Annotated in this window: 17 protein-coding genes; 11 read left to right on the top strand and 6 right to left on the bottom strand. The window is 70.0% G+C overall.

Features of this window, described 5'->3' with window-relative positions; translation table 11 throughout:
• Positions 1 to 12 precede the first annotated feature (12 nt).
• On the bottom strand, positions 13 to 390 hold the full coding sequence (locus ACZ4AA_RS20445; RefSeq protein ID WP_467603775.1) for a phage holin family protein: 378 nt from the start codon (positions 388 to 390) through the stop codon (positions 13 to 15).
• An 81-nt stretch (positions 391 to 471) separates the two neighbouring features.
• On the opposite strand from ACZ4AA_RS20445, the gene ACZ4AA_RS20440 reads away from it, so the two are divergent.
• From ACZ4AA_RS20440 to ACZ4AA_RS20425, 4 genes are all read left to right on the top strand, one after another.
• Entirely contained in the window at positions 472 to 789 is a 318-nt protein-coding gene (locus tag ACZ4AA_RS20440; RefSeq protein WP_467603772.1) for a cupin domain-containing protein, read from the top strand.
• 165 nt (positions 790 to 954) lie between these two features.
• Positions 955 to 1,167, top strand: a complete 213-nt coding sequence (locus ACZ4AA_RS20435) for a DUF5326 family protein (protein WP_151471011.1) — start codon at positions 955 to 957, stop codon at positions 1,165 to 1,167.
• A gap of 532 nt (positions 1,168 to 1,699) precedes the next feature.
• On the top strand, positions 1,700 to 2,458 hold the full coding sequence (locus ACZ4AA_RS20430; RefSeq protein ID WP_467604370.1) for an IclR family transcriptional regulator: 759 nt from the start codon (positions 1,700 to 1,702) through the stop codon (positions 2,456 to 2,458).
• Between the two features lie 100 nt (positions 2,459 to 2,558).
• On the top strand, positions 2,559 to 2,996 hold the full coding sequence (locus ACZ4AA_RS20425) for an SsgA family sporulation/cell division regulator (protein WP_467603768.1): 438 nt from the start codon (positions 2,559 to 2,561) through the stop codon (positions 2,994 to 2,996).
• Positions 2,997 to 3,078: 82 nt separating this feature from the next.
• Here the strand turns inward: ACZ4AA_RS20425 and ACZ4AA_RS20420 are convergent, their stop codons facing one another.
• A complete protein-coding gene (locus ACZ4AA_RS20420; RefSeq protein WP_467603765.1) occupies positions 3,079 to 4,596 on the bottom strand; it encodes a YibE/F family protein in 1,518 nt (505 codons plus the stop codon).
• A 220-nt stretch (positions 4,597 to 4,816) separates the two neighbouring features.
• On the opposite strand from ACZ4AA_RS20420, the gene thiC reads away from it, so the two are divergent.
• A complete protein-coding gene (gene thiC, locus ACZ4AA_RS20415) occupies positions 4,817 to 6,637 on the top strand; it encodes a phosphomethylpyrimidine synthase ThiC (protein ID WP_467603761.1) in 1,821 nt (606 codons plus the stop codon).
• Positions 6,638 to 6,725: 88 nt separating this feature from the next.
• Here the strand turns inward: thiC and ACZ4AA_RS20410 are convergent, their stop codons facing one another.
• On the bottom strand, positions 6,726 to 7,121 hold the full coding sequence (locus tag ACZ4AA_RS20410; protein ID WP_467603757.1) for a VOC family protein: 396 nt from the start codon (positions 7,119 to 7,121) through the stop codon (positions 6,726 to 6,728).
• Between the two features lie 188 nt (positions 7,122 to 7,309).
• On the opposite strand from ACZ4AA_RS20410, the gene ACZ4AA_RS20405 reads away from it, so the two are divergent.
• The gene (locus ACZ4AA_RS20405; RefSeq protein ID WP_467603752.1) at positions 7,310 to 8,254 is read left to right on the top strand and encodes a LysR family transcriptional regulator; all 945 of its coding nucleotides are present in this window, start codon (positions 7,310 to 7,312) and stop codon (positions 8,252 to 8,254) included.
• On the top strand, positions 8,251 to 9,780 hold the full coding sequence (locus ACZ4AA_RS20400) for a VWA domain-containing protein (RefSeq protein WP_467603749.1): 1,530 nt from the start codon (positions 8,251 to 8,253) through the stop codon (positions 9,778 to 9,780). Before ACZ4AA_RS20405 ends, ACZ4AA_RS20400 begins: the two co-directional genes overlap by 4 nt.
• 199 nt (positions 9,781 to 9,979) lie before the next feature.
• On the opposite strand, the gene ACZ4AA_RS20395 is transcribed toward ACZ4AA_RS20400, so the two are convergent.
• From ACZ4AA_RS20395 to ACZ4AA_RS20385, 3 genes are all read right to left on the bottom strand, one after another.
• A complete protein-coding gene (locus ACZ4AA_RS20395) occupies positions 9,980 to 10,843 on the bottom strand; it encodes a hypothetical protein (protein WP_467603745.1) in 864 nt (287 codons plus the stop codon).
• 180 nt (positions 10,844 to 11,023) lie between these two features.
• Positions 11,024 to 12,166: a metallophosphoesterase gene (locus tag ACZ4AA_RS20390; protein WP_467603743.1), complete on the bottom strand. Its 1,143-nt coding sequence runs from the start codon at positions 12,164 to 12,166 to the stop codon at positions 11,024 to 11,026.
• A 202-nt stretch (positions 12,167 to 12,368) separates the two neighbouring features.
• Entirely contained in the window at positions 12,369 to 13,481 is a 1,113-nt protein-coding gene (locus tag ACZ4AA_RS20385; protein WP_467603740.1) for a LacI family DNA-binding transcriptional regulator, read from the bottom strand.
• A gap of 458 nt (positions 13,482 to 13,939) precedes the next feature.
• Here ACZ4AA_RS20385 and hisC point away from each other — a divergent pair, with 458 nt between their 5' ends.
• The 4 genes from hisC (at position 13,940) to cydD (ending at position 21,463) form a co-directional block, all read left to right on the top strand.
• The gene (gene hisC / locus ACZ4AA_RS20380; RefSeq protein ID WP_467603738.1) at positions 13,940 to 15,019 is read left to right on the top strand and encodes a histidinol-phosphate transaminase; all 1,080 of its coding nucleotides are present in this window, start codon (positions 13,940 to 13,942) and stop codon (positions 15,017 to 15,019) included.
• A 319-nt stretch (positions 15,020 to 15,338) separates the two neighbouring features.
• A complete protein-coding gene (locus tag ACZ4AA_RS20375) occupies positions 15,339 to 16,847 on the top strand; it encodes a cytochrome ubiquinol oxidase subunit I (RefSeq protein WP_467603736.1) in 1,509 nt (502 codons plus the stop codon).
• A gap of 20 nt (positions 16,848 to 16,867) precedes the next feature.
• Positions 16,868 to 17,875: a cytochrome d ubiquinol oxidase subunit II gene (gene cydB, locus ACZ4AA_RS20370; RefSeq protein WP_467603734.1), complete on the top strand. Its 1,008-nt coding sequence runs from the start codon at positions 16,868 to 16,870 to the stop codon at positions 17,873 to 17,875.
• Between the two features lie 60 nt (positions 17,876 to 17,935).
• Positions 17,936 to 21,463, top strand: coding sequence for a thiol reductant ABC exporter subunit CydD (cydD, locus tag ACZ4AA_RS20365; protein ID WP_467603729.1), 3,528 nt, complete (start codon positions 17,936 to 17,938; stop codon positions 21,461 to 21,463).
• Positions 21,464 to 21,564 lie beyond the last annotated feature (101 nt).

The following is a 21,564-nucleotide window of genomic DNA, read 5'->3' as shown; positions in this document are numbered from 1 at the left end:
CTCTCAGCCGTTTCAGTCGCTGTCGGGCAGGACGACGTTGAGCGCCCAGGAGACGACGGAGATGATCAGGCCGCCCAGGACGGCGGTCCAGAAGCCGTCCACGTGGAAACTCAGGTCGAGTTTGTCGGCCACCCACGAGGTGAGCAGCAGCATCAGGGCGTTCACCACGAGGGTGATCAGGCCGAGGGTGAGAATGAAGAGCGGGAAGGTCAGTACCTTCACGATCGGCTTGACCAGGAAGTTCACCAGCCCGAAGACCAGTGCGACGAGGATGAGCGTGGCTATCTTCTTGCCCGTGCTGTCACCTGTCAGGGTGATCTTGTCGAGCAGCCAGACGGCGACGGCCAGGGCCCCCGCGTTGGCGAGCGTCTTGACTACGAAATTCTTCATGTGTCTGATCGTGGCAGAGAGATCGACTGGCCAGAAGAGGCTGTGGACACAGCCTGTGGTGTACGAGAGCGGACGAGGGCGATGAAGGCATTCCGGCTGGACGAACTGGAGGCGGAACGCGCCGCCAACGACGGTGCGTACCTCCAGTTTCTGCGTGAACGGAACATGTCGGTCGGGCTCTACGCGCTCGACGCGGGTTCCTCCGACCCGCAGAAGCCGCACGCCCAGGACGAGGTGTACTTCGTGGTCAGCGGGCGGGCGTCGATCACGGTCGGCCTGGAGACCACCCAGGTGGCCCGCGGCAGCGTCGTCTACGTACCGGCAGGGGTGGCCCACAAGTTCCACCACATCACGGAGGATCTGCGGGTCCTGGTGATGTTCTCTCCGCCCGAGAGCTGACCGGGAGTCTCAGGGTTCCCTAGGGGGACGGTCAGGGGAGGACAAGGGGTGCGAGGCCACCGCACGGCCCCCTTCGCCGCCTAGCATCGGATGCGAGATACAAGAGAACCCGGAATCAGAGTCCCGGCATCGGGGCCACGGGCGAGGAGAGGTAAGGACAGGGCGATGCAGGAGATCTTCAGCGGTATGCCGTGGTGGGTGAAGTGGGTCGCGGTGCCGGTCATCGCCCTGGTGGTGTTCGGCGGTCTGATAGCGACCGTCGTCGGGTTCGTCATCGGCCTCCTCTTCAAGCTGCTCGTCTTCGTCGCGCTGGTCGGCGGACTGATCTTCATCGTGCGGAAGTTCATGTCGGGTTCCTCCTCGCGCAGCGACTGGTGAGGCGCGAGAGGGTGAGCGGCAGGTAACGGCGAAGGGGGAAAGGGAACTCAAGGTTCCCTCGGCCGGGGGAAGTTTTCCGCTGAGGCCGCGTATGAGCGGTGACGGGCCGTTAGAGTCCGGAACCCGACGCGGGGCCGACCCCGCGGGCAGCGCACAGCCCCCTCCCGTGATTCCCCGCACGGGCGGTCCTCCTCGCTCTTCGGAGTGCCCCTTGGCCACGGTCGACACCGCACCCGCACCATCCGTCGCTCCACCCTTCCGGCGACCGGGCACGCCCGCGGCGGCACGCGTTCCACCGGTCCAGCCGCGCACCTCGCCGGGGGAGCCGCCGTTCTCCCACAGCCCGCCGGCCCCGCCCAGGGAGCCGGCGCCGCCCCGGACCGCGACGGTGGCGGAACCCGCCCGGCGCACCGCGCCGGCGGAAGGGCCCTCCGCACGCACCAGACCCTCGCCGCCGCCCGGTTCCCCAGCGGCATCCGCGGGAACGGCTCGGCTCGCCCGCACCCCCGCCCCGGGGCCCGAAGCCGCTCCCCTGGACTCCCACGCCACCACGCTGATCGGCTCGGTCCAGCGCGCCATGCGTCTGCTGGAGGCCGTGGCCTCACGCGAGCAGGGAGCCCCCGCCAAACAGCTCGCGCGCGAGGCGGGACTGGCCCTGCCGACCGCCTACCACCTGCTGCGCACGCTGGTCCACGAGGGCTATCTGCGCCGTGACAGCGGGCTGTTCTTCCTCGGCGAGGCCGCCGAGCGGCTCAGCAGCAGCGGAGCCCGGCAGAAACGTCGCAGCACGGTACGGGACACCCTCGCGCACTGGCGCGACATGATCGGCGCGCCCATGTACTACGCGGTCTACCGCGAGGGCGAGATCGAGGTCGTGTGCGTCGTCGACAGCGCGGCGAACCCGGCGGTCCAGGAATGGGCCGACTTCCGCGAGACCGGGCACGCCCACGCGGTCGGCCAGTGTCTGCTCGCCCAGCTCGACGACACGGCCCGCCGTGACCACCTCGACCGCTACCCGGTGCGGGTGCTCACCCCGTACACGGTGCGTGACGAGGACCGGCTGCTGCGGCGCCTGGAACGGACGGGCCGGATGGAACCGGTGATCGAGCGGCAGGAGTACGCGCTGGGCACGGTCTGCGCCGCGATCCCGGTCACCGTGGGCGGTTCGGCCGCGGCCGTGGCCTTCTCCCTCCCGTCCCACCAGGGCGACCGTCTGATGCCCGCGGCACGGAAGCTGCACGGCGAGGTCGGACGCCTGCTAGGAACACTCGCCTTCTCTATCAGTATCTGAAAAATCACTCCTTGTAATCCAGCATGCACGTTGAGCAATATTTCCAGCAGTGTCAGGTGGGACGAACCTGGCCGGTGGACGGCAAACGACGGGGTAGGCGATGCGCGAGTCGGTGCAGGCAGAGGTCATGATGAGCTTCCTCGTGTCCGAGGAGCTGTCCTTCCGCATTCCCGTCGAGCTGCGATACGAAGCCTGTGATCCGTACGCCGTGCGGTTGACCTTCCACTTGCCCGGCGACGCGCCCGTGACCTGGGTGTTCGGGCGGGAACTGCTGATCGACGGAGTGGGCAGGCCTTGCGGTGACGGGGATGTGCACATCGCGCCGGCCGACCCGGAGGCGCTCGGGGAGGTGCTGATCCGGCTTCAGGTCGGTGGCGATCACGCGCTGTTCCGGTCCGGGACCGCGCCGCTCGTCGCCTTCCTCGATCGGACGGACAGGCTCGTGCCGCTCGGGCAGGAACGCTCCCTCGAAGGATTCGACACCTCGCTCGACGCGGTGCTCGACCGCATCCTCACCGAGGAGCAGAGCGCGGGCTGAGGCCGGGGCCGGCCCGGAGCGGCGTAACGCTTCCTCACGACGCGCTTCGGTGCAGGATGGTTTCAGCGCTTCCGTACGGCGGTCAGTGCTTGCGGCGACGTCCCTTGCCGCCCCGTGCCGAGGTCCTGGAGGCCGCGGGCTGGGCGGGGACGGGCGCCCCCACTTCGCGGTCCGCGGCGACCACCAGGGCGGCCAGCGCGGTCGTCACCGGCACGGCGGCCACCAGACCGATCGAGCCGACCAGCGTGCGCACGATCTCCTCGGCGACCAACTCGCTGTTGGCGACGGTGCCCACGCTGCTCTGCGCGATCGAGAAGAGCAGCAGCAGCGGCAGCGCGGCACCGGCGTAGGCCAGCACGAGCGTGTTGACGACCGAGGCGATGTGGTCGCGGCCGATACGGATGCCCGCGCGGTACAGGCCGCGCCAGCCCATCGTGGGGTTCGCCTCGTGCAGTTCCCAGACCGCGGACGTCTGCGTCACCGTCACGTCGTCCAGGACGCCGAGCGAACCGATGATGACACCGGCCAGCAGCAGGCCGCTCATGTCGATGGACGGATACAGACCGTGGATCAGGCCGGTGCTGTCGTCGGTGTTGCCGGTCAGCACGGCCCAGTCGATGAAGACCGAGCCGAGGAGGCCGATCAGCATCAGGGAGAGCAGGGTGCCGACCACCGCCACGGACGTCCGGGCCGACAGACCGTGACACATGTAGAGCGCGATCAGCATGATGGCGCTGGACCCCACGACGGCCACGAGCAGCGGGTTCGAGCCCTGAAGGATCGCGGGCAGGATGAAGAAGTTCAGGATCATGAAGCTGATGGCCAGGGCGACCAGCGCCATGATGCCGCGCATCCGTCCGATCACCACCACGACCAGCGCGAAGATCACGGAGAGCAGCGTCAGGGGCAGCTTCCGGTTCGCGTCCGTGACCGAGTACTGGAGGTCCTTGGGCGCGGAGGGCTCGTAGGCGACGACGACCTTCTCGCCCTGGTGCAACTGCCGTGACTGGTCGGGCTGGACGATCTCGGTGAACGTGCGGCCCTTGTCCTTTCCGGTGTCGATCCGGACCGTCGCCTTCTTGCATTCCCCCGCCGCCCGGCGCTGCGCGGCGGAGCCCCCGCCGGCGGAGGTGTCGCCCAAGGAGGCCCCCGAGGAGGCGTTCACGGACTTGCAGTCCACCTGGTCGACCTTGGTGACCGTCGCCTGCTGGGTCTGCCGGTCGAAGCCGACCCCCGTGCGCTCGTGTGCCGGAGCGCCGCCGGGCCACAGCACCACCAGTCCCACCGCGACCGCGGCCGCGAAGGGGATCAGCACCGCTGCGATGACCTTGCGCAGATGCCGGGAGACCGGCGCGGCCGGACCGTGGCTGTGGGAATGCCCGTGCCCGGAGCTCACTGGCTCCTCGTGCCCGCGGTGCGGACCAGGGCCGTGGCCCACGCCGGGCCCGTGATGGTCGCTCTCCGGTCCGTGCCCGTGTTCAGACCCGTGCCCGTGCTCACGCCCGGGTCCGTTGCCGGGGCCCGGCCCGCGACCGCCGTCGGAGCCGGGACGGCGCGGCGGCTCGGAGGGAGGGAACGGGTGCTGGCGGCTCGTCGTCACCGCCCGATCATCGCAAGAACGTCAAGGGCCCTCTGTTCACCGCGCCAAACATGACGCTAGCGTGGAGCCACCTTTGCACACGCGGGAGCTCGGAGCACCGGGCTGAGAGGGCGCTGACCTCCGTCTTCGCGATGTTTCACATGAAACATCGGCGATCGGAAGCCGCTGCGTCGACCGCTGAACCTGTTACCGGGTAATGCCGGCGTAGGGAGTAGGTCTCATGACCGACAAGGATGTACGCACGCCTGCCGTCAGCCGGGCGGACGGGGTCTCCCCGTCGTCCACGGACGGCCAGGACAGGCAGTCCATCGGCTGGCACAAGGCGTACGTCGAGGGCACGCGCCCCGATCTGCGGGTGCCGGTTCGCCAGGTGCACCTCACCAACGGACAGTCCGTGCCGCTGTACGACACCTCGGGCCCGTACACCGATCCGACCATCGACACCGATGTCCGCAGGGGGCTGGCGCCGCTGCGGGAGAGCTGGATCATCGCCCGCGGGGACACCGAGGAGTACGCGGGCCGTCCCGTCCGTCCCGAGGACGACGGGATCAAGCACACGGCCCCTCGCGGAGGGCTGCGCAATCTCGACGCGGTCTTCCCCGGCCGGCCGCGTCAGCCCCGCAGGGGACGGGCCGGGCAGGCGGTCACCCAGCTCGCCTACGCGCGGCGCGGTGAGATCACGCCCGAGATGGAGTTCGTGGCACTCCGCGAGAACGTCGCCCCCGAGGTCGTCCGGGAGGAGATCGCCGCCGGCCGGGCGGTGCTGCCGGTCAACGTCAACCACCCCGAGATCGAGCCGATGATCATCGGCAAGCGGTTCCTGGTGAAGGTCAACGCCAACATCGGCAATTCCGCGGTGACGTCCTCCATCGAGGAGGAGGTCGAGAAGATGACCTGGGCGACCCGCTGGGGCGCCGACACGGTCATGGACCTGTCCACCGGGCGCAACATCCACACCACCCGCGAATGGGTGCTGCGCAACTCCCCCGTACCCATCGGCACCGTGCCGCTCTATCAGGCGCTGGAGAAGGTGGACGGCCGCGCCGAGGAACTGACCTGGGAGATCTACAAGGACACCGTCATCGAGCAGGCCGAGCAGGGCGTGGACTACATGACGGTCCACGCGGGCGTGCGCCTGGCGTACGTGCCGCTCACCGCGAACCGCAGGACCGGCATCGTCTCGCGCGGCGGCTCGATCATGGCGGCCTGGTGCCTCGCGCACCACAAGGAGTCGTTCCTGTACGAGAACTTCGAGGAGCTCTGTGAGATCCTCGCCGCGTACGACGTCACCTACTCGCTCGGCGACGGGCTGCGGCCGGGATCCATCTCGGACGCCAACGACGCGGCGCAGTTCGCGGAGTTGAGGACGCTCGGGGAACTCAACACGGTCGCGAAGCGTTTTCAGGTTCAGACGATGATCGAAGGCCCGGGGCATGTCCCGATGCATAAGATCAAGGAGAACATCGACCTTCAGCAGGAGATCTGTGATGAAGCTCCGTTCTATACCCTCGGCCCGCTGACGACGGACGTCGCGCCGGCGTACGACCACATCACGTCCGGCATCGGTGCCGCGATGATCGCCTGGTGGGGCACGGCCATGCTCTGCTACGTCACGCCCAAGGAGCACCTGGGCCTGCCTGATCGTGACGACGTCAAGGCGGGCGTCATCACCTACAAGATCGCCGCCCACGCGGCCGACCTCGCCAAGGGCCACCCAGGTGCGCAGGAATGGGATGACGCGCTCTCCGACGCCCGCTTCGAGTTCCGGTGGGAGGACCAGTTCAATCTGGCCCTCGACCCGGACACGGCGCGGGAGTTCCACGACCGGACGCTGCCGGCCGAACCCGCCAAGACGGCTCACTTCTGTTCCATGTGCGGGCCGAAGTTCTGCTCGATGAAGATCAGCCACAACATCAACGAGCGGTTCGGCGGTGACGTGGCCGACGGCGCCTCCGCCGAGGAGATCTCCGAGGGCATGCTCCAGAAGTCCCGGGAGTTCGCGGAAGCGGGCAACCGCGTGTACCTGCCACTGGCCGACTGAGCCGCTCCAAGTGGGCGGCGGTCCGGGACGGACACCCGGACCGCCGCCCTAGGCAGGGCCACGGCGTGCTCCTCCGTCCTCGGTCCGGTCACGGCGTGACGTCCTGCGGGTACCAGCGCAGTTCTACGGTGTTGCCGTCCGGGTCCTGGACGTAGACCGAGGTCGCGCTGCCCCGCGCGCCGAAGCGTTGCACGGGCCCTTCGAGCACGGTGAAGGTTCCCGACGCGATGACCTGGTCCCAGTCCAGCGGTTCCACGGTGAGACAGATGTGGTCGACGTTGGACCCCTCGGGCGCATGGGCCACGAGGTCGATGATGGTCTCCGCGGTGATCCGCACCGACGGGAACGGGGCCTGGCCGCGCCGCCATTCGGCGACGCGTACGGGCTCCAGACCGAGCAGTCCGAGGTAGAAGGCCAAGGACCGTTCGACGTCCTGGACGTTGAGGACCAGGTGGTCGAAGGCCTTCACGCGCACGGTGGTCATGTCGTCTCCAGATAGTCGGCGTGGCGGAGCCAGGCGCTGAACAGGGCGGGGCGGGTCACGTCGGCACGGCCACGCCCGGCTTCCTCCCGCGGGCCGTGCGGACGCCTTCTACGATCCGCCGCGGGGCGAACACCATCAAGACAGGATCGCTGCACGACTGTTGAGCCAGATTTAACGACGGGGGATTCATGCTGGAGCGACTGGAGACCGAGACCTTTCTGACGCTGGCCGAGGAACTGCACTTCGGCCGGACCGCCGAGCGCTTGCGGATCACGACCGGACGGGTCAGCCAGGTGATCAAGGCGGTGGAGCGCAGAGTCGGTGGCCTGCTGTTCGAACGCACCAGTCGTTCCGTCCGGCTCACCCCGGTCGGGCGGCAGCTGGCGGACGATCTGACGCCCCTGGTCGCCGGGATGGAAGCGGCGCTGCGTAGGGCGGCCGACGCCGGCCGGGGAATCACCGGAGAGCTGCGGGTCGCCTTCCTCGGGGAGTGGACGGCGCCCGCGCTCCTCAGGGCGGTCGGCCTGTTCGGCGAGCGGCATCCCGACTGCCGGGTCGAGGTGCGGGAGGTCCAGCTGTCCAACTCCCGGGCGAGTCTGGTGGACGGCTCGATCGACGTGCTGCTCGCCTCGTTCCCCTTCGACGGCATGGCCCGCGGGCCCGCCCTTCTGCGGGAGGGCAGGGTCCTGGCCGTCGCGGCCGGTCATCCGCTGGCCGGGGAGGAGCGGCTGTCCCTCGAGGTGCTCGCGGAACACCCCGTGGTGCAGTACCCCGAGGTGACCTCGACGGGATTCAAGCGCGACCGCACACCGGATCGCACGCCCTCGGGCAGGCCCGTTCCCAAAGGCCCGGCGGGCGGGTCGTTCTCCGAGATGCTGACGCTCGTCGCGATGGGCCGGGGGGTCCTCCCGGTCGGGGAACACTCCCGGCAGTACTACCCACGGCCCGATGTCGCCTACGTCCCCCTCCACGACGCGCGGCCGATCGAGCGGGGACTGGTGTGGAGAGAGGGCAACACCAGTGAGCGCCTACGGGAGTTCGTGCGGGCCGCGACGGACGCGGCGGCCTCCTCCCACCCGCTCGCGTATCGGTCGGAGCCACCGGCCGTTTCTGCGGGGAGACTGGGCCCATGACACCGACATCGATGAGCAAGGGCGCCAACCTTCCCGTCGCCGCGCGGCAGGTGCGGGTCGTGCTCGGCTGGACCGGAGGCCCCGGCGCGCCGGACGCCGATGCCTCGGCCCTGCTGCTCCGCGAGGACGGGCGGGTGCGCGACGACGGTGACTTCGTCTTCTACAACCAGCCCCGCCATGCCTCCGGAGCCGTGCGTCACTCGGGCAAGCGACGGGAGGGCGACGGGACGACGGACACCGTCGAGGTGGATCTGAACGGCCTGGAGTCGGAGATCCAGCGGGTGGTCCTGGGCGCCTCCGCCGACGGGGGCACCTTCGGTTCGCTGTCGGGTCTGAGACTGAGGCTGTTCGACGCCGGGACCGGGGAGGAGCTGGCGTTCTTCGACATGGAGGCGACGACGGAGACGGCCTTCATCGGGGGCGAGCTGTATCTGCGGGGCGGCCGGTGGAAGTTCCGCGCGGTGGGCCAGGGGTACGCCTCCGGACTCGCGGGCCTGGCCACCGACTTCGGGATCAGCGTGGACGAGGAGCCGGGCGCCTCGGGGAGCACGGAACCGGGGAGCACGGCCGCGGGAGCCGTCTCACCGGTATCCGCGCCCCCGCTGGCTCCCGCGCCCCCGACCGCGCTCGTCGCCTCGGGACCTCCGGCGGCTCCCCCGTCCGTACCGGCACCTCCAGCCCCCCAGGCTCGTCCGGCTCCGGCGCCTCAAAATCACCCGGTTCCGGCCCCGGTCCCTGCCTCCGCTCTCGGCTCGGCTCCTCGGCTCGTCAAGGGGGAGGAGCGGTTGCCCGTGGACATGCGCAAGCGCCTCTCCCTGCGCAAGGAGCAGGTGGCGGTCAGCCTGCGCAAGCACGGGGCCGTGGACGTCAGGGCCCGCGTCATCCTGGTCCTGGACGCTTCCGGGTCGATGTCGTTCCTGTACTCCAAGGGTGTCGTGGCCGATGTGGTGGAGCGGATGGCCGCCGTGGCGGCGCAGCTCGACGACGACGGGGAGATGCAGGCGTGGACCTTCGCGTCGAACCCGGCCCGGCTGCCGGACCTCGCCCTCGGGGATCTGCCGGACTGGCTGGAGCTCCATGTCCGGGTCGGTGAGCTGACCCTGTTCCGGCGGAAGAAGCCGAAGAAGGGCCTGCTGCCGGGACAGGTGGACATGCGGGCGGTCGGCATCCAGAACGAGGAGCAGAAGGTGATCGCCGAGGTCCGCGCCCATGTCCGCGAGCACCCGGCCGCCGATCCCACCCTGGTGCTCTTCTTCTCCGACGGCGGTGTCTACCGCAACAAGGAGATCGAGACGGAGCTGCGGGAGGCGGTGGAGGAGCCGGTCTTCTGGCAGTTCGTCGGACTGGGGCGCTCCAACTACGGCGTGCTGGAGCGATTCGACACCCTGCCGGGCCGACGCGTCGACAACGTCGGCTTCTTCGCGGTCGACGACATCAGCGACGTACCGGATCCGGAGCTCTACGACCGGCTGCTGTCCGAGTTCCCCTCGTGGATGAAGGAGGCGCGGCGGCTGGGCATCGTCTGAGACAAACCCGTGGCCCGAGGGCGGCGGACGATCCCCGCGGGCCGACCGTGGGACGGCTTCGCGTGGCAGGTGCGGGCGCACACGCCGCACCTGCACCCATCCCGGTCCGTGGCCGAAAAGGCGCTCCGGCAGCGGTGTGAGGGCCCGCGCGCTCGCGCGGGCCCTCTCCTGCCTCGGACCCGGCCGTCGGCCGGCCGGGTCACTCGGGCTGGTGTTCCGGTCCCCCGAAGTCGGGGCTGCTGAAGTCCGGGCTGGAGTAGCTCGGGCGGGGGCCCGCCGCGGGTCCGCCGTCGGGGCTGCTGAATCCCGGCCGGCCGTACCCGAGGTGGGGTATGCGGCTGGGGGCCGGTGCGGGGCGGCCCAGTGCCGCCGAGCCCGGGTCCGCGAGGGCTTCCCTGAGGAACGGCAGGATGCCGCGCTCCAGCAGGGCGTCGTGCCAGGCCTGCTTGGCCCGGCCGACCTGCTGGGTCAGCTCGTCGCCCGCTCCGGCCCGGAGGGAGGACGAACCGTTGCGCAGGGCGGTCAGCAGCAGTCCGGCCGCGGCGACCAGAATGGCGGCCGCCGTGACGGCGCCGAAGACCCATCCGGTGGTCAGAAGGGTTCTGGCGATGGCCGGCTCGGGGTCGAGCATCCTCAGGAGATAGCCCACGAGCAGGAATATCACCGCGGCTGTCCCGGCGAGGACCGGGGCGAGCACCGCGACGACGGCGACCGCGCCGGCACCGGCGGTCTCGGTGACCTCTCCGACGGTGGCGGCGAGACCCATGGCGGTCGTGTCCGGCTCCGCGGAGCCGGTTTCCTCGCCCATGGCCGCGGTGGACGGCGCCGGGCGGCGCAGTTCGCTGCGGATCTTCACATAGTGCGCGTACTCGTCCGACGCGGCCGTCGTGATGAGGGCCGTGGCGTTGAGCGCCATGGTGCGCAGTTGTTCGAGGTTGAGCCGCTGGCCGACAGCGGCGAGTTCCGGGCGGTGTGGTGCGGAGCGCAGCGCCTCATCGAGGATCCGCTCGTATTCCTGGCGGTCCTCGCTCAGCAGGTGCTGCGGAACGCTGTTCATCTGCATCCCCCGATGCTCCGTAGGGCTGGTGGCTCGCACGCTGACGAGCCGTCGGGCAGAAACGGAGGGGAGCCTGCTACGGATAAGCCGATGGTAGAGCGGCGACGGCACGCCGTGACAGGGGGTTTCAAGAAATTGGCCACTGTCCGGAGTGGTCCGCCCGCCGGGCGTCTGCCCGGCGAACGCTCAGATATCCAGCGGAAGTTGTTGGACCAGCAGCTTTCCGGCCATGGTCACTCCGCCGTCCATCGCGATGGCCAGTCCGTCGGCGTAGACGTGCGGTCCTTCGATGACGGGGCCCGCTCCGGACTCGCCGTCCTCCGGGACCACGTCGCCCAGGAGGTACGGAATGGGGCTGTGACCGTGGACGATGCGGGTGCCGCCGTAGGCGCCGAGCAGTTCGCGGACCGCGTCGGCGCCGTCGTCGCGGAAGGCGAAGCGCCGGGTGAACTTGCGGAAGAGGTCCCAGCAGTCCTCCGCGTCGTTGCGCGTGAGGGTCTCGCGGACGGTGTCGTTGACCGCTTCGATGGAGTCGCCGTAGTCGAGGTAGGCGGTGGTGTCGGAGTGCACCAGGAGGTGTCCGTCGACCAGTTCCATGGCGTCGAGGCGGGCCATCCACTGGAGGTGGTGGTCCTGGAGGCGGTCCATGTCCGTCTTCTGGCCGCCGTTGAGCAGCCAGGCGGCCTGGAAGGTGGCGGTGCCGGCGCCGGAGCTGACCGGCGTGTCCCCGAAGCGCTTGGCGCCGAGCAGCAGCAGCTCGTGGTTGCCCATGAGTGCCTTGCAGTAGCCGCCGGCCGCGGCCGCCTCGGCGGACAGCCGCATCACGAGGTCGATCACGCCGATGCCGTCCGGGCCGCGGTCGGTGAAGTCACCGAGGAACCACAGGCGCGCGGTGCCGGCCGACCAGCTCCCGGCGGCGTCGACGAGGCCCTTGGCCCGGAGCGCGGCGACGAGCTGGTCGAGGTAGCCGTGGACGTCCCCGACGACGTACAGCGGGCCGGGTCCGGCGCCGGGCGCAGGGGCGGGCACGCCTGCGGGGTCGAGGACGACCTGCTGGGTGTCGCCCCGGTTGATGACCGGCAGATCGCGCTGCGTGGGCGTGTATCCCTCGGAGAACTCTCCGGGGAACTCCGGCGGAGCCTCCCCGGACGCGTACGGGGAGGCTTCTCCCGACGCGTACCGCGCCGCCTCCCCGACGGGTCCCGCGCCCTCGCCCTGAGGCGTGTTCTGCGCGTACGGACCGGTCTCATGGACGTAACCGGGCACCCGGAAGTCGCGCAACGTCGCCGTCCGCACCACCTCGGGTCCCTGACCGGCCCCCTGAGTCATCGACCCCTCCACCACGATCGCGCCGCATCTGCACCGGTTCGGACTGCCTGGTCGCAGCGGCCCGCGGTGTCGTCCGCCCATCATAGGAATGCGGATCGCGCCATGTGATGACCCAGGGGTGGTGAATCGGAACAGGAGCCCAGTTCACCGCGGTTTTCGCCCGAATTGGGCGGGGCTGGCCCCGCCCGATCCGGACCGGCCGTCAGCCCTGCTCGGGTGATCGGGGCGGACTGACCGTCGTCCGGTGCGGCCGGCGCTGCGAGGAGGTCCGCACGATCAGCTCCGTCGGTATCACCTGCTCGACCGGTTGGTCCGATTCGACCCCCTCGATCGCGTCGATCAGCAGCTGGACGACAGCCGTGCCGATCCTGCGCGGTTTGAGGGAGAGCGTCGTGACGGGCGGCTCGGTGCTGGCGTAGACGTTCGACTCGCTGCAACAGACCAGCAGCAGGTCGTCGGGTACGCGCAGACCGTAGCGGCGGGCGGCGGCCAGCAGGTCGGTGCCGTTCGGGTCGAAGAGGCCGTACACGGCGTCCGGACGGTCGGGCCGGGCGAGGAGCCGGTCGGCGGCGACGGCTCCGGCGCACGGATCGTGCGCCGGATAGGCCTCGTAGACCGGATCCTGGCCCACCCGCTCGCACCAACGCAGGTATGCGGTGGTCGAGAGGCGGGTGTACGTGTCCGTGGTGGTGCCGGTGAGAAGGCCGATGCGGCGGGCCCCCGCGTCCGCCAGATGGTCGAGGATGCCGAGGACGGCGGCCTCGTGGTCGTTGTCCACCCAGGCGGTGACCGGGAGCGATCCCACGGGCCGTCCGTCGGAGACGACCGGTAGTCCCTGGCGGACCAGCTCGCTGACGACCGGATCCTGGTCGGAGGGGTCGATGACCACGGTTCCGTCCAGCGCGACGTTCGACCACACGTCGTGGCGGGAGGTCGCGGGGAGGATGACCAGGGCGTATCCCCGGGCGAGTGCGGCCGAGGTGGCGGCTCTGGCCATCTCGGCGAAGTACGCGAACTCGGTGAAGGTGAAAGGTTCATCCCCGTACGTGGTGACGGTCAGGCCGATCAGGCCCGACTTGCCGGTACGGAGGGTTCGGGCCGCGGCCGAGGGGCGATAGCCCAGCCGGTCGGCGACCTCGCGGACATGGCGTCGGGTGGCGTCCGGAAGCCGTCCCTTGCCGTTGAGGGCGTCGGACACGGTTGTGATGGAGACCCCTGCTGCCGCGGCCACGTCTCTGATGCCCGCCCGGCCCGGCCGACCGCCTCGGCGGGAGGTCTCCGCCCTGCTCACCTGGTGCTTCCCTGCTGCTGTCATGGCGAGCCGATAGTAGGGCTCATACGGTGGGGTAGCGCGGACGCATATGCACGCGTTGACAGGCACGTTTCTGCATGATCGAGAGTCGCTAACTTCCTTTGAAATGAAGGCAGTTGAAGGATCTCATCCCAGTACGTGACTTGTCGGCGCGTGTGGGCCTGCCAAGCGGGCCATGTCTCGAAGAGGTCTCAACTCACCTGTACGAGGGATGCGCGCCACGGCGTGAGCCACCGGCGCATGTGATACCCGTCGACGCGCCCCCTTTCGTACGACTTCGTACGAGGGTGGCCGGAGGGCCGGTGGTGCCGATGCCGACACCGCCGGCGGTCCCGGTGCGGACACGTGCCGGTGTCGGGTTGTCCACAGGCCATTCGCAGCGGCGCGGAATCCTCATAAGGTGAGAAGCATTGGTAGCCGGTGGTGGTCATGAGCCGCTGGTGGTCACGAGGAGGACTGCGGTGAGCGACACGAACCCCAAGCTGCGTGCCGAGCTGGCGGGGATCCCCACCTACAAGCCCGGAAAGCCCGCCGCCGCCGGCGGCGCCGTGGCGTACAAGCTGTCCTCCAACGAGAACCCGTATCCGCCGCTGCCCGGTGTGGTCGAGAGCCTGACCGCGGCGACCGGTTCGTTCAACCGTTACCCGGACATGGCGTGCACCGCGCTGATGAACGAGCTGGCGGACCGTTTCGGCGTCCCCGTCTCCCACCTGGCGACCGGCACCGGCTCGGTCGGTGTCGCGCAGCAGTTGCTCCAGGCCACGAGCGGTCCCGGCGACGAGGTCATCTACGCCTGGCGGTCCTTCGAGGCGTACCCGATCATCACCCAGATCAGCGGCGCGACCTCGGTGAAGGTGCCGCTGACCCCGGGGGAGGTGCACGACCTGGACGCGATGGCCGAGGCCATCACCGACCGGACCCGGCTGATTTTCCTCTGCAACCCGAACAATCCGACCGGCACCGTGGTCCGCCGGGCCGAACTGGAGCGGTTCCTGGACCGGGTGCCGAGCGATGTGCTGGTCGTCCTGGACGAGGCGTACCGCGAGTTCATCCGTGACGTCGAGGTCCCGGACGGTGTGGAGATCTACCGTGACCGGCCCAACGTCTGTGTGCTGCGCACCTTCTCCAAGGCCTACGGGCTGGCCGGTCTGCGGGTCGGCTTCGCGATCGCTCACGAGCCGGTGGCGGCCGCGCTGCGCAAGACGGCGGTGCCGTTCGGCGTGAGCCAGCTGGCCCAGGACGCCGCGGTGGCGAGCCTGCGCGCCGAGGACGAGCTGATCGGCAGGGTCGGCTCCCTGGTCTCGGAGCGCACCCGGGTGGTCGACACGCTGCGCGGTCAGGGCTGGACGGTGCCCGAGACGCAGGCCAACTTCGTGTGGCTGCGTCTGGGGGAGCGCACCCTCGACTTCGCCGCGCACTGCGAGCAGGCCGGGGTCGTCGTGCGCCCCTTCGCCGGTGAGGGCGTGCGGGTCACCATCGGGGAGACCGAGGGGAACGACATCTTCCTGAAGGCGACCGAGAGCTACCACAAGGGGCTGTAGCCACCGGAGCGACTGCCCGCCGGGGCGGGCCTGTCCCCACCCCTGTGGAGGCGTCCGCCCGTGAGCCGTGGCCGAGGGGCCCGTGCGTGTCGATCGCGTACGGGCCCCTCGGCGTGCGCGGGACCGGCCGGCCCTCCCGGTCGGGTCCCTTCGGTCCCCTAGAGGGACCCCCCCCACCCCTCTTGCCTCGAACGGCTATGCGTCATAATTGCTTGTGAATGTGAACGCGTTCACAAGCGTGTCCTGTTGCTCCCGTGATGTCTGTTATGAAGCGGGCACACTGCCGCTGTGACCACGGCGATGTAAGGAGACTGACGACGTGGAATTGGCTTTGGCGCCGGAAACCATGGCGCGATGGCAGTTCGGCATTATCACCGTCTACCACTTCTTCTTCGTTCCCCTGACGATCTCGCTCGCCGCGCTCGTCGCCGGCCTGCAAACCGCCTGGGTGCGTACGGAGAATCAGAAGTACCTCAGGGCCACCAAGTTCTGGGGCAAGCTCTTCCTGATCAACATCGCGATGGGAGTCGTCACCGGCATCGTGCAGGAGTTCCAGTTCGGCATGAACTGGTCCGCCTACTCGCGCTTCGTCGGTGACATCTTCGGAGCGCCGCTCGCCTTCGAGGCGCTGATCGCCTTCTTCTTCGAGTCCACCTTCATCGGGCTGTGGATCTTCGGCTGGGACAAGCTCCCGAAGAAGCTCCACCTCGCCTGCATCTGGATGGTCTCCGTCGGCACGGTCCTGTCGGCGTACTTCATCCTCGCGGCCAACTCGTGGATGCAGCACCCGGTCGGCTACCGGATCAACAAGGCGCGTGGGCGTGCGGAACTCACCGACTTCTGGCACGTACTGACCCAGAACACCGCGCTCGCCCAGGCGTTCCACACCCTCACGGCCGCCTTCCTGACCGGCGGCGCGTTCATGGTGGGCATCGCCGGGATCCACCTGGCCCGCAAGCGGCACGTCGCCGTCATGAAGACCTCGCTGCGGCTCGGCCTCGTCACCGTCGTCATCGCCGGTCTCCTCACGGCGATCAGCGGCGACACGCTCGGCAAGATCATGTTCAAGCAGCAGCCGATGAAGATGGCCGCCGCCGAGGCGCTGTGGGACGGCCAGGACTCCGCGCCCTTCTCGATCTTCGCGTACGGAGACGTCAGCAAGGGCCACAACACCGTCGAGCTGTCGATCCCGGGGATACTGTCCTTCCTCGCCGACGACGACTTCAACTCGTATGTGCCCGGCATCAACGACACGAACAAGGCCGAGCAGGAGAAGTACGGTCCCGGCGACTACCGCCCCATCATCCCGGTCACCTTCTGGGCGTTCCGCTGGATGATCGGCTTCGGTATGGCGTCCTTCGCGATCGGCGTCGTCGGACTCTGGCTGACCCGCAAGAAGTTCATGCTGGCGCAGCACCTCAGGGTCGGCGAGGACGAGGCGCCGCATCTGGTCCTGTTCAAGAACAAGGCACTCGGCCCGAAGCTCACCAAGTGGGGCTGGCGCATCGCCATCTGGACGCTGGCCTTCCCGCTGATCGCCAACTCCTGGGGCTGGATCTTCACGGAGATGGGCCGTCAGCCGTGGGTCGTCTACGGCGTGCTCCAGACCCGCTTCGCGGTCTCCCCCACGGTCTCGCAGGGCGAGGTCATCACCTCGCTGACCGTCTACTCGCTGATCTACGCGATCCTCGCCGTCATCGAGGTCAAGCTGCTCGCGAAGTACGTGAAGGCCGGGCCGCCCGAGCTCACCGAGTCCGACCTCAACCCGCCCACCAGGATCGGCGGCGACTCCCATGACGCCGACAAGCCGATGGCCTTCTCCTACTAGGCTCAGGGAGCTGCTGAGTCATGGAACTTCACGACGTCTGGTTCGTCCTCATCGCGGTCCTCTGGATCGGCTACTTCTTCCTGGAGGGCTTCGACTTCGGAGTCGGCATCCTCACCAAACTGCTGGCCCGTGACCGCACCGAGAAGCGGGTGCTGATCAACACGATCGGCCCGGTGTGGGACGGCAACGAGGTCTGGCTGCTCACGGCCGGCGGTGCGACCTTCGCGGCCTTCCCCGAGTGGTACGCCACCCTCTTCTCCGGCTTCTATCTCGCCCTGCTGCTCATCCTGGTCTGTCTGATCGTGCGTGGTGTCGCCTTCGAGTACCGGGCGAAGCGGCCCGAGGAGCACTGGCAGCGAAACTGGGAGACGGCGATCTTCTGGACCTCGCTGATCCCGGCGTTCCTGTGGGGCGTGGCCTTCGGGAACATCGTGCGCGGCGTGAAGATCGACCGGAACTTCGAGTACGTGGGCAACTTCTGGGATCTGCTCAACCCCTACTCGATCCTCGGCGGTTTGGTGACGCTCACGCTGTTCACCTTCCACGGCGCCGTGTTCGTCGGTCTCAAGACCGTGGGAGACATCCGGGAGCGGTCGCGGAAGCTCGCGGTGAAGGTCGGTCTGGCGACGGCCGTGCTGGCGCTGGTCTTCCTCATCTGGACCCAGGTCGACAGCGGTGACGGGGCGTCCCTGGTCGCGCTGATCGTGGCCGTGGTGGCCCTCGTGGCGGCGCTGGCGATGGTCAACGCCGGGCGGGAGGGCTGGGCCTTCATCCTCTCGGGGCTCACCATCGTGGCGGCTGTCGCGATGCTCTTCCTGTCGCTCTTCCCGGACGTCATGCCGTCCTCGCTCAACCCGGACTGGAGCCTCACGGTCACCAACGCCTCGTCGAGCCACTACACCCTGACGATCATGACCTGGTGTGCCGTGATCGCCACGCCGATCGTCCTGGTCTACCAGAGCTGGACCTACTGGGTGTTCCGCAAGCGCATCGGCACGCACCACATCGCTGTGGACGTGTCGCACTGAATCCGATGCAACGGCACGTTTCACGTGAAACGTGCCCGATGGGCCAAAGGTGTGTTTCACGTGAAACCGATCGATCCCCGCCTGCTTCGGTACGCCCGGGCCACCCGCCTCTTCCTCGTGGCGATCGTGGGGCTGGGCGCCGCCGGAGCGGCCCTGGTCATCGCCCAGGCGATGCTCATCGCCGACGTGGTGGTCGGAGCCTTTCAGCACGGATTCTCCGTCACCGAACTGCGCGTCCCCCTGCTGTTGTTGACGGCGGTGGCGCTCGGTCGCGCCATGGTGGCCTGGCTCACCGAGCTCGCCGCACACCGTGCGAGCGCCGCGGTCAAGTCGGAGCTGAGAGGACGGCTGGTGGAGACGGCCGCCTCGCTCGGGCCCGGATGGCTCAGTGGCCGGCGGACCGGCTCCCTGGTCGCCCTCGCCACCCGGGGCGTGGACGCGCTCGACGACTACTTCTCGCGCTATCTGCCGCAGTTGGGGCTCGCGCTCGTCGTCCCGGTCGCCGTCCTGGCGCGGATCGTCACCGAGGACTGGGTCTCGGCCGCGATCATCGCCGGCACCCTGCCGCTCATTCCCCTGTTCATGGTGCTGATCGGCTGGGCCACGCGCAGCCAGATGGACCGTCAATGGCGGATGCTGTCCCGCCTGTCCGGACACTTCCTGGACGTGGTCGCGGGACTGCCCACCCTCAAGGTGTTCGGCCGCGCCAAGGCGCAGGCCGAGTCGATCCGGAAGATCACCGGTGAGTACCGGCAGGCGACCATGCGGACGCTCCGGATCGCCTTCCTGTCGTCCTTCGCCCTGGAACTGCTCGCCACCATCTCGGTGGCCCTGGTCGCGGTGACCATCGGAATGCGGCTCGTCCGGGGCGAGCTGGATCTGTACACGGGGCTCGTCATCCTGGTGCTGGCGCCCGAGGCCTATCTGCCGCTGCGGCAGGTGGGGGCGCAGTACCACGCCGCCGCCGAGGGACTCGCCGCCGCCGAGGCGATCTTCGAGGTGCTGGAGACCCCGGCGCCGAGGTCCGGTGCGCTGCGGGTACCCGCGGGGGAGATCGCCTTCGAGGGTGTGACCGTGCGGTACCCGGGGCGCTCCACGGACGCGGTCACGGACGTCTCCTTCACGGTCGAGGCCGGTGAGACGGTCGCTCTCGTCGGCCCCAGCGGCGCGGGCAAGTCGACGCTGCTGAGCGTGCTGCTCGGCTTCGTGGAGCCCGCCGCCGGCCGGGTCCGGGCCGGGGGAGCCGATCTGGCCGACGCCGACCTCACGGAGTGGCGCTCACGGATCGCCTGGGTGCCGCAACGACCCCATCTGTACGCCGGGTCCATCGCCGAGAACGTCCGGCTGGCGCGGCCCGACGCCGACGACACCGCGCTGCGCGGGGCACTCGTCGACGCCGGTGCGGCGGAGTTCGTCGACGCGCTGCCCGCCGGAGCCGACACGCTCCTCGGCGAGGACGGTGTCGGACTGTCGGCCGGTCAGCGTCAGCGCCTGGCACTCGCGCGGGCGTTCCTCGCGGACCGGCCCGTGCTCGTGCTCGACGAGCCGACGGCCGCGCTCGACGGCGCGACCGAGGCCGAGGTCGTCGCGGCGGTCCGGCGGCTGGCCGTGGGCCGGACCGTCCTGCTGGTCGTGCACCGCCCGGCCCTGCTGGACATCGCGGAGCGGGTGGTCCGCCTGGAAGCCCCTGCCGTCGGCGTGCCCAACCCGACCCCCGACGCCGACGCCCCCGGCACGGCGGAGCCGTCGCACACCCCCCTTCCCCTGGACGACGCGTGGCCGGGCATGCCCTCGGCGGACGCCGAGGCCCTCTCCGCGCCCGCCTCGGACCGGAGCGGTGTGCTCGCCCGCGTCCGGGCGATGGCCGCTCCCCGGCGGCGTCCGCTGGCGCTGGCCCTGCTCCTCGGCGGCCTCGCGCTCGGGAGCGCCGTCGGTCTCATGGCGACCTCAGGCTGGCTCATCTCCCGGGCCTCCCAGCAGCCGCCGGTCTTCTATCTGATGGTGGCCGTGACGGCCACCCGGACGTTCGGCATCGGGCGGGCCGTGTTCCGGTACGCGGAGCGGCTCGTGTCGCACGACGCCGTGCTGCGGATGCTGGCCGACACCCGCGTGGCCGTCTACCGACGTCTGGAACGGCTCGCGCCCGCCGGGCTGCGGACCACCCGGCGCGGTGACCTGCTGGCGCGGCTCGTCGCCGACGTGGACACCTTGCAGGACTACTGGCTGCGCTGGCTCCTGCCGGCCGGAGCCGCGGTCCTCGTCTCCGCCGCCTCCGTCGGGTTCACCGCCTGGCTGCTGCCCGAAGCCGGGGCCGTCCTCGCCGCCGGTCTGCTGGCGGCGGGCATCGGAGTTCCGCTGGTGACCGGCGCCGTGGCGCGCCGCGCCGAGCGGCGGCTGGCTCCCGCGCGCGGCGAACTGGCGACCCAGGTGGCCGACCTGCTCACGGGGACCGCCGAACTGACCGTCGCGGGCGCGCTGCCCGCCCGTACGGCGAAAGTACGGCGGGCCGACGGCGTCCTCACCGGCATCGCCTCCCGGGCAGCCACCGCGACCGCTCTCGGTGACGGACTCACGGCACTCGTCTGCGGCCTCACCGTCGCGGCCACCGCCGCAGTGGGCGCCCAGGCGGTCGCCGCGGGACGGCTGCACGGCGTGCTGATGGCCGTTGTCGTCCTCACCCCGCTCGCCGCCTTCGAGGCGGTCATGGGACTGCCGCTCGCCGTCCAGTACCGGCAGCGGGTGCGCAAGAGCGCCGAGCGCGTGTACGAGGTGCTGGACGCCGCCGATCCCGTACGCGAGCCGGAACAGCCGCTCCCGGCGCCCGCGTCACCGTTCCCGCTCCAGGTGTCCGGGCTCCGGGCCCGTCACGCCGGACAGGACCGGGAAGCGCTGGCCGGACTCGACCTGACCCTCGAAGAGGGCCGCAGGATCGCCGTGGTCGGCATGTCCGGAGCGGGCAAGACGACGCTCGCACAGGTGCTGCTGCGCTTCCTGGACCCGGAGGCGGGGACGTACACGCTGGGCGGGACCGACGCGTACGGGCTGGACGGGGACGCCGTGCGCCGACTGGTCGGGCTCTGCGCCCAGGACGCGCACCTCTTCGACAGCAGCGTGCGCGAGAACCTGCTGCTCGCCCAGAAGGACGCCACGGAGGCCGCGGTGCGCGACGCGCTCGGGCGAGCCCGCCTCCTCGACTGGGTGGACGGGCTGCCCGACGGGCTCGACACCCTCATCGGCGAGCACGGGGCACGACTGTCCGGCGGTCAGCGGCAGCGGCTCGCGCTGGCCCGCGCGCTGCTCGCCGACTTCCCCGTCCTCGTCCTGGACGAACCGGCGGAACACCTCGACCTGCCGACGGCCGACGCGCTCACGGCGGATCTGCTGGCCGCGACCGAGGGCCGGACGACCCTGCTGATCACGCACCGGCTGGCCGGACTCGACGCGGTGGACGAGGTGATCGTCCTCGCGCGGGGACGCGTGGTCCAGCGCGGGCCGTTCGCGGACCTGTCTGCCGTCGAGGGGCCGCTGCGGGAGATGGCGGAACGGGAGTGCGCGGCGGATCTGCTGGTGCGCGCGGTGGCGTCCTGAGCCGTACGGGCGCCGCGCGATGCCGTGCCCGGCGGGGCTTTGAGGGTGCCGCGCACGCTCTCGGGTGCCGCTCCCACCCGTGGTCCGGCGCTTCCTCGCAC

It is taken from the genome of Streptomyces sp. NPDC024698 (assembly GCF_055559015.1).
The sequence above is the reverse complement of the archived record's forward strand: the minus strand, read 5'-3'. Positions and strand labels throughout refer to the sequence as shown.